At 62.8% G+C, this 7,630-nt stretch carries 8 protein-coding genes; 5 read left to right on the plus strand and 3 right to left on the minus strand.

All coding sequences use genetic code 11. The features are described from left to right. Positions 1-63 precede the first annotated feature (63 nt). The 4 genes from NPS29_RS28380 (at position 64) to pdeM (ending at position 4,225) form a co-directional block, all read left to right on the plus strand. A complete protein-coding gene (locus NPS29_RS28380) occupies positions 64-552 on the plus strand; it encodes an RNA methyltransferase (protein WP_074752637.1) in 489 nt (162 codons plus the stop codon). Between the two features lie 84 nt (positions 553-636). After that, positions 637-1,011 (plus strand): YgaP family membrane protein, encoded by a 375-nt coding sequence (locus tag NPS29_RS28385; protein ID WP_274136793.1) that lies wholly within the window; start codon positions 637-639, stop codon positions 1,009-1,011. Between the two features lie 68 nt (positions 1,012-1,079). After that, complete coding sequence (locus NPS29_RS28390) at positions 1,080-3,572, plus strand: ligase-associated DNA damage response DEXH box helicase (protein ID WP_274136794.1); 2,493 nt, start codon at positions 1,080-1,082, stop codon at positions 3,570-3,572. Further along, positions 3,569-4,225, plus strand: a complete 657-nt coding sequence (gene pdeM / locus NPS29_RS28395) for a ligase-associated DNA damage response endonuclease PdeM (RefSeq protein ID WP_274136795.1) — start codon at positions 3,569-3,571, stop codon at positions 4,223-4,225. The genes NPS29_RS28390 and pdeM overlap by 4 nt, the downstream gene beginning before the upstream one ends. A 241-nt stretch (positions 4,226-4,466) precedes the next feature. Here pdeM and NPS29_RS28400 read toward each other — a convergent pair whose 3' ends face one another. Both NPS29_RS28400 and dcd read right to left on the minus strand, forming a co-directional pair. Beyond that, positions 4,467-4,688, minus strand: coding sequence for a hypothetical protein (locus NPS29_RS28400; protein WP_274136796.1), 222 nt, complete (start codon positions 4,686-4,688; stop codon positions 4,467-4,469). Between the two features lie 109 nt (positions 4,689-4,797). Further along, on the minus strand, positions 4,798-5,364 hold the full coding sequence (dcd, locus tag NPS29_RS28405; RefSeq protein ID WP_016965530.1) for a dCTP deaminase: 567 nt from the start codon (positions 5,362-5,364) through the stop codon (positions 4,798-4,800). Positions 5,365-5,674: 310 nt separating this feature from the next. On the opposite strand from dcd, the gene NPS29_RS28410 reads away from it, so the two are divergent. After that, entirely contained in the window at positions 5,675-5,884 is a 210-nt protein-coding gene (locus tag NPS29_RS28410) for a cold-shock protein (RefSeq protein WP_274136797.1), read from the plus strand. Between the two features lie 164 nt (positions 5,885-6,048). Here the strand turns inward: NPS29_RS28410 and apbC are convergent, their stop codons facing one another. Continuing rightward, positions 6,049-7,143, minus strand: a complete 1,095-nt coding sequence (apbC, locus tag NPS29_RS28415) for an iron-sulfur cluster carrier protein ApbC (protein ID WP_274136799.1) — start codon at positions 7,141-7,143, stop codon at positions 6,049-6,051. Positions 7,144-7,630: the final 487 nt, after the last annotated feature.

Below are 7,630 nucleotides of genomic sequence, written 5' to 3' on the forward strand. Positions count from 1 at the left end.
GTCATCCAACACCCGTTTCCTTGCGTATAATCCCGCGCTTTCCCTGAAGAGCACCCTCTCCCCGTGGCCAACAAACGTTACGCCTGCATCGGCTTGTACAACCCCAAATCCCCGGAAAACGTGGGGTCCGTGATGCGTGCGGCGGGCTGCTATGGCGTGGCGTCGGTGTTCTACACCGGCAAGCGCTACGAGCGGGCTCGGGATTTCGTCACCGACACCAAGAAGATCCACCAGGACATTCCGCTGATCGGCATCGACGACCTGAAGAAAATCATTCCGCTGGGCTGCGTGCCGGTCGCGGTGGAGCTGGTCGAGGGCGCTCGGGCACTGCCCGAATACACTCACCCGGACCGCGCCATCTACATCTTCGGCCCCGAAGACGGCTCGCTGGACAAAGAGATCCGCGACTGGTGCGAAGACGTGGTCTATATCCCCACCACCGGCTGCATGAATCTGGCGGCGACCGTCAACGTGGTGCTCTACGACCGCATGGCCAAGGGCAACAACACCCGGTCAGGCCCGCAATTCGGTCGCGAAACCGACCGCACCTGAGCCCCTGCCGCGACAGACGCATTGAACAGTTCGCGTTTGTGACAGTCAGCTTTAAGGACCTTACCTCTTCATGGAGAACGCATCATGAGTGATACCCCGATCCTGAAACGCGTCGAACGCACGCTGCACGATGAAGTTGCGCCACAGAACGTCCAGGGCTGGGAGCGCATCGGCTCGTTGGCCGGTGGCGTACTGATGATGGGCAAGGGCCTGCGCCGCGGCGGGATCTTCGGACTGGTGCAACTGGCCATCGGCGGCGCCGTACTGGCCCGCGGCATCACCGGGCACTGCTCGGCCAAGGCGCTGCTGGAAAAGAGCCGCAGCGACATGGACATCGCCCGGGCCCGCATCGAAAGAGCCGGCGCCGAACTGAGCAAGCTCAAGACCAAGGCCGAAGTGGCGGCCGAAGAGGCCGTGGTGCAAAGCATCGACGCGGTCAAAGGCCCCAAAGGCGTCTGAGCTGCATACGCATCAAACTAAATGCGTCAAGCGGCGGTCTTTGACTTAAACCCGGTCAGAGCCGTCGCATGCCCAAAACCACTCCCTTCGCCAAACGCTGGTTCGCGGCTCGCGGCTGGAAACCCTTCGCCTTTCAACAGGCCGTCTGGGATGCCGTCGCTCGCGGCGAGTCCGGGCTGCTGCACGCCAGCACCGGCGCGGGCAAGACCTATTCAGTGTGGTTCGCGGCGCTCAACAGCTTCGCCCGCAAGCCCCCTCCTCCAGCCGACGAAAAACCGCGCAAACGCAAAGCGCCCGCCGCGCCCCTGACGGTGCTGTGGATCACGCCCATGCGCGCGCTGGCCGCCGATACTGCGCGGGCGCTCGAAGCGCCGCTGCTGGATCTGGACATCCCCTGGAGTGTCGGCCTGCGTACCGGCGACACCTCCAGCAGCGAACGCGCCAAACAGGGGCGACGCCTGCCCTCGTCCCTGATCACCACCCCGGAAAGCCTGACCCTGTTGCTGACCCGCGCCGACGCCCAGGTGATTTTCTCGACCTTGAAAATGATCGTCGTCGACGAATGGCACGAACTGATCGGCAACAAGCGCGGCGTGCAGTTGCAACTGGCCCTGGCGCGCCTGCGCCGGTGGAATCCCCAACTGATCGTCTGGGGGCTGTCCGCCACCCTGGGCAATCAGGCCCACGCGCAGCAGGTGCTGGTGGGAGAACACGGCACCACGGTAGAGGGCAAGGTGGTCAAGGAACTGATCGTCGATACCCTCATCGCCCCCTCCATCGAGCGTTTTCCCTGGGCCGGGCATATGGGGCTGCGCATGTTGCCCCAGGTGCTGGCCGAGGTGGACAGCAGTGCCAGTTGCCTGCTGTTCACCAACACCCGGGCGCAATCGGAGATCTGGTATCAGGCGCTGCTTGAAGCCCGGCCTGACTGGGCCGGATTGATCGCGCTGCACCATGGCTCGCTGTCGCGCGAGGTTCGCGACTGGGTCGAACGGGCCTTGAAGGAGGGCCACCTCAAGGCCGTGGTCTGCACCTCCAGCCTTGATCTGGGGGTGGACTTTCTGCCGGTAGAGCGCGTGCTGCAGATCGGCTCGGCCAAGGGCGTCGCCCGCCTGATGCAGCGGGCCGGTCGTTCGGGCCATGCGCCGGGGCGACCATCCCGCGTGACGCTGGTGCCGACCCACAGCCTGGAACTGGTGGAAGCCGCCGCGGCCAGGGACGCCGTAGAGGCGCGTCTGATCGAACCCCGGGAATCACCCCACAAGCCGCTGGATGTCCTCGTACAGCATTTGGTCAGCATGGCGTTGGGCGGCGGTTTCTTGCCTGACGAGTTGCTGGCCGAGGTTCGTACGGCCTGGGCCTATCACCAGCTTACCGACGAAGAATGGGCCTGGGCGCTGGCCTTCGTGCGCCACGGCGGGCTGTCCCTCACGGCCTACCCGGATTATCGCCGGGTCGAGCCTGACGAGCACGGCATCTGGCGCGTGCCCGATGCACGTCTGGCCCGGCGCCATCGCATGAGCGTCGGCACCATCGTCAGCGATGCCAGCATCAACGTGAAGTACTGGAGCAAAGGCGGCGGGGGTGGCTCGCTGGGCAGCGTCGAGGAAGGTTTCATCGCCCGGTTGAAGCCCGGTGATGGCTTTCTGTTCAGCGGACGCCTGCTTGAGCTGGTACGGGTGGAAAACATGACCGCCTATGTGAAACGGGCTACAACCAAGAAGGCGGCGGTCCCACGCTGGAATGGCGGACGTATGCCACTGTCCAGCGAGTTGGCTGACGCGGTGGTCGCCCGATTCGACGCCGCTGCCCACAATGTGTTCGACGGCCCGGAAATGCACAGCATCAGCCCGCTGCTGGAAGTTCAGCGCCAATGGTCATCCCTGCCACGCAAGGATTCGCTGCTGGCCGAGGTGCTCAAGTCGCGGGAGGGCTGGCACCTGTTCCTGTATCCGTTCGCCGGGCGCCATGTGCACCTGGGCCTGGCGAGCCTGCTGGCCTGGCGTTTGAGCCGAGACACGCCGCTGACCTTCTCCATCGCCGTCAACGACTACGGCTTCGAGCTGCTGAGCGCGACCGAAGTGGACTGGTCCGGGCAGCTGAACCCGCAACTCTTCAGCGAGGACGGGCTGCTGGCTGACATCATTGCCAGCCTCAACGCTGGTGAACTGGCCCTGCGCCGCTTCAGGGAAATCGCCCGGATTGCCGGGCTGGTGTTCTCAGGCTACCCCAGCGCCCCGAAAAGCAACCGCCAGTTGCAAGCCTCCAGCGGCCTGTTTTTCGAGGTGTTCAAGCAGTATGACGCGGGCAACCTGTTGCTGACTCAGGCCGAGGAAGAGGTGTTGCGTCAGGAGCTGGACGTCAGCCGCCTTGAACACACGCTGCGCCGTATCAATCAGCGCACCCTGGACTTGCACCTGATCAAGCGGCCCACCCCCATGGCCTTCCCGCTGCTGGTGGAGCGCATGCGCGAGAGCATGAGCACCGAGAAACTGTCCGACCGGATCGCGCGGATGGTGCGCGACCTCGAGACCGCGGCAGGGCCGGAGGTGAGTTCATGAGGCCCTACCTTGCGATCCAGTTGGCAGGCACCGAGCTGTGGCTGCTGGCAGACAAGGCCATCTATTACCCTGCCGAACGCGCGCTGCTGATCGCCGACGCCCATTTCGGCAAGGCGGCCGCGTACCGTCGGCTCGGGCAGCCAGTGCCCCACGGCACCACCGATCACAATCTTGCGCGACTCGATGCGCTGCTGGCCGGGTACGACTGCGAGCGGCTGATCTTTCTGGGGGACTTTCTCCACGCCCCGGAATCCCACGCCTCGGCGACGCTGGCCGCGTTGCAGGACTGGCGCGAGCGGCATCCCTCACTCCAAATCACCCTCATCCGCGGCAACCACGACAAACGCGCGGGCGATCCACCGGCCAGCCTGGGGTTTGAGGTGGTGGCTGAACCGCTTTTACTGGGCCCGTTTGCCTTGCAACACGAACCCACGCCCCATTCCAGCCATCACGTACTGGCCGGCCATGTGCACCCGGCCTACCGGCTGCTGGGCAAAGGCCGACAACGCCTGCGCCTGCCCTGCTTCTACATCTTGCAAAACATCAGCCTGCTGCCGGCCTTCGGCGCGTTCACAGGCGGCATGAACATCGAGCGCCAGCCGGGCAGCCGGGTGTATGTGGTGGGGGATGGAGCGGTGTGGGAAGCCGTATAGAGGGAACCGTGGGCACGGTCCCCAGATGAGTGCGATCGCTGTGGGAGCGGGCTTGCCCGCGAAGACGGTCGCCCAGCCACGACCTGGGCACTAGGTGCCGACGCATTCGCGGGCAAGCCCGCTCCCACAGGATTTATCTGGCATACCCGCTGCGGCGGGGGCGATCTTTACATCGCCCCCGCCGGCAAGCCGTGCTGCTACGAAGTGGATAGCCGGAAAGGGGCCATCGGGGAAATAGGGGTCAGGCAACCGGAGCGGGAGGCGGCTCGTCTGGCAACGTCGGCTCGCCGGGCTCTTCAGGCTGGGGGTAATCGTTGGGCGTATCGGGCGTTGGCTGGCCGGGAATGCCGCCGGCAACCATGTTGTTCAGATGGGGATGCGCTAACAGCGACCAAGCCAGCATTCCGACCTGGTTCTGTCCGGGGTCGTACTCCTTGCTGCTCGGTTTGTGTTGTCTCTTCATAGGGCACTCCTGAGCGTAGGCCCCATCCGCGAGGCGCGGATGGGAACAGTTCAGTCAATAGAGTGCGCTTTTCCCGACAAATTCCTTTTCAGGATGACCAACGGTGCAATCAGGTACGTGGCAGTGTGACACCACGCTGGCCCTGGTATTTACCACCGCGATCCTTGTAGGAAACCTCGCATTCCTCGTCGGATTCGAGGAATAGCATCTGCGCCACGCCTTCGTTGGCGTAGATCTTGGCCGGCAGCGTGGTGGTGTTGGAGAACTCCAGCGTCACGTGGCCTTCCCATTCCGGCTCAAGCGGCGTCACGTTGACGATGATGCCGCAGCGCGCGTAGGTGCTCTTACCCAGGCAGATAGTCAGGACGTTGCGCGGGATGCGGAAATATTCGACCGTGCGGGCCAGTGCGAACGAGTTCGGCGGGATGATGCAGACGTCGCTCTTGATGTCGACGAAGCTCTTCTCGTCGAAATTTTTCGGATCGACGGTCGCCGAATTGATGTTGGTGAACACCTTGAATTCGTCGGCGCAGCGCACGTCATAGCCGTAGCTGGACACACCAAAGGAGATCAGGCGGTCCGGGCCTTCGCCGCGCATCTGGCGTTCCACGAAGGGCTCGATCATGCCGTGCTCTTGCGCCATGCGGCGAATCCACTTGTCCGATTTGATGCTCATGGCGTTGTCCTGAATAGCGAGGTGAAAAAGATGTCGGGCATCTTACCGGGGTCGGGCGTGCGGCACAAAGACTGCGAACGGCGCGGGCTGCAAACCGTCGGTCATCTGGGGAAATAAACGTCCGAATGCCATTGGCACATTGCTGAAAAAGGGGTAAGGTGCGTCCACTGTGTTGCTTGTGTCACTGAGAATCTCTACACGATGTTGAATTTCGATCCAACCATCTCCAAGAATTTTTCCTGCTCTTTGCACTCAGTCTCGGCCAGGGTACTTCCTGAGTCGCAGTTAACTTTGTCCAAGGAGATACACCATGTCTAATCGCCAAACCGGTACCGTCAAGTGGTTCAACGATGAGAAAGGCTTCGGCTTCATCACCCCACAATCCGGTGACGACCTGTTCGTACACTTCAAAGCCATCCAGGCTGACGGTTTCAAAACCCTGAAAGAAGGCCAGCAGGTTTCTTTCGTCGCTACCCGCGGCCAGAAAGGCATGCAGGCTGAAGAAGTACAAGTTGTCTAACTTGCGCTTCCTCGCTTGATAAGAACCCCGCTCTCGCAGCGGGGTTTTTTTATGCCTGCGAAAAAACAACGGCGCTGTCAGCTTCAACCAACTGGCAGCGCCGCTTCGCAGTGAAGGCATGAGCCTTGCCGTTCCCGCGCAGGTTACGCGGGAACGGCCGTCACTCAATCGTCGCTGACGGAAATGTTGGGCATCGCAGGCGTTGCCGCTTCCTGCAACACAATGCGCGCGCCAACGTGACGGGCCAGCTCCTGATAGACCATGGCGATCTGGCTTTCAGGTTCTGCGATGGCCGTGGGCTTGCCACCGTCGGCCTGCTCGCGGATCAGCATCGACAACGGCAGCGAGGCCAGCAGTTCCACGCCGTACTGCGAGGCGAGTTTCTCGCCGCCACCTTCACCGAACAGGTGCTCGGCATGGCCGCAGTTCGAGCAGATGTGCACGGCCATGTTCTCGACCACGCCCAGCACCGGGATGTTGACCTTGCGGAACATCTCGACACCCTTTTTCGCGTCCAGCAATGCCAGGTCCTGCGGGGTGGTGACGATGACCGCACCGGCCACCGGGACCTTCTGCGCCAGGGTCAACTGGATATCGCCGGTGCCTGGCGGCATGTCGATGACCAGGTAATCCAGGTCGTTCCAGGCGGTCTGGGTGATGAGCTGCAGCAGCGCGCCGGAGACCATCGGGCCGCGCCAGACCATGGGTGTGTTGTCGTCGGTCAGGAAGGCCATCGACATGACTTCGATGCCATGGGCCTCGATCGGAACGAACCATTTCTGGTCCTTGACCTTGGGTCGCGTGCCTTCCGGAATGCCAAACATCACGCCTTGGCTTGGGCCATAGATGTCGGCGTCCAGGATGCCCACCCGGGCCCCCTCGCGGGACAGTGCAAGGGCCAGGTTCGCGGCGGTGGTGGACTTACCCACGCCGCCCTTGCCCGAGGCCACGGCAACGATGTTCTTGACGCTGGCCAGGCCCGGGATCTGGCCTTGGGCCTTGTGCGCGGTAATCAGCGTGCTGATCTGGACCTTGGCCGAAGCCACGCCGTCCAGGCCTTCGATGGCCATTTGCAGCATCTGCGCCCAGCCGTTCTTGAACAGGTCGGCGGCGTAGCCCAGTTCCAGCTGCACATTGACGCGGTCGCCTTCGATGTCGATGGCACGCACACAACCGGCGCTGACCGGGTCTTGATTCAAGTAAGGATCGGTGTACTGGCGAAGGACGGCTTCCACCGTTGCGCGATTCACGGCGCTCATGGGTCACTCCCGAAAAAGACTGAGCAAAACAGGCGGCTATCCTACCGCGTCTGTCAGGTGAGAGGGGGGCGGGTTTTGCATCCGGCTTCTCTGCCGTCCTTGTTGATCGTTCCCACGCTGCGCGTGGTAACGCCTGGTTAGACGCTCCGCGTCGCTGGGTGACTTTGGGATTGGGGGTTGATCCGTTTTCGCGGTGGTTGGACTTTAGGGTTTCGCCCCTTACGGGCGACCTACTTTCTTCCGGGAAAGTAGGCAAACCATTTGCTCCTGGCTAGGGTCCTTCGGACTTCCCTCGACTCCGGCGCCGTTCCGGGGGCCCGCCATGATGGGCCATCCATGGCCCGCACGGCTTTCGCGGCATCCATGCCGCTCATCCCCCTCCACGACGCCTGCGCTCGGCCTGGCGCCTTAACGTCGCGCCCTGCGGTGTCTGCACCATCGCGTACAAAGATCAAAAGCAAGATCAAGATCTTTGTTTGTACTCCGT

This window comes from Pseudomonas putida, from assembly GCF_028682175.1.
Taxonomy (GTDB): domain Bacteria; phylum Pseudomonadota; class Gammaproteobacteria; order Pseudomonadales; family Pseudomonadaceae; genus Aquipseudomonas; species Aquipseudomonas putida_AD.

What these genes read in the sequence shown, in the direction of transcription:
- dcd (WP_016965530.1), bottom strand. Translation starts at nt 5,364, where the DNA reads ATGAGCATCAAATCGGACAAGTGGATTCGCCGCATGGCGCAAGAGCAC.
- NPS29_RS28385 (WP_274136793.1), top strand. Translation starts at nt 637, where the DNA reads ATGAGTGATACCCCGATCCTGAAACGCGTCGAACGCACGCTGCACGAT.
- pdeM (WP_274136795.1), top strand. Translation starts at nt 3,569, where the DNA reads ATGAGGCCCTACCTTGCGATCCAGTTGGCAGGCACCGAGCTGTGGCTG.
- NPS29_RS28400 (WP_274136796.1), bottom strand. Translation starts at nt 4,688, where the DNA reads ATGAAGAGACAACACAAACCGAGCAGCAAGGAGTACGACCCCGGACAG.
- apbC (WP_274136799.1), bottom strand. Translation starts at nt 7,143, where the DNA reads ATGAGCGCCGTGAATCGCGCAACGGTGGAAGCCGTCCTTCGCCAGTAC.
- NPS29_RS28390 (WP_274136794.1), top strand. Translation starts at nt 1,080, where the DNA reads ATGCCCAAAACCACTCCCTTCGCCAAACGCTGGTTCGCGGCTCGCGGC.
- NPS29_RS28410 (WP_274136797.1), top strand. Translation starts at nt 5,675, where the DNA reads ATGTCTAATCGCCAAACCGGTACCGTCAAGTGGTTCAACGATGAGAAA.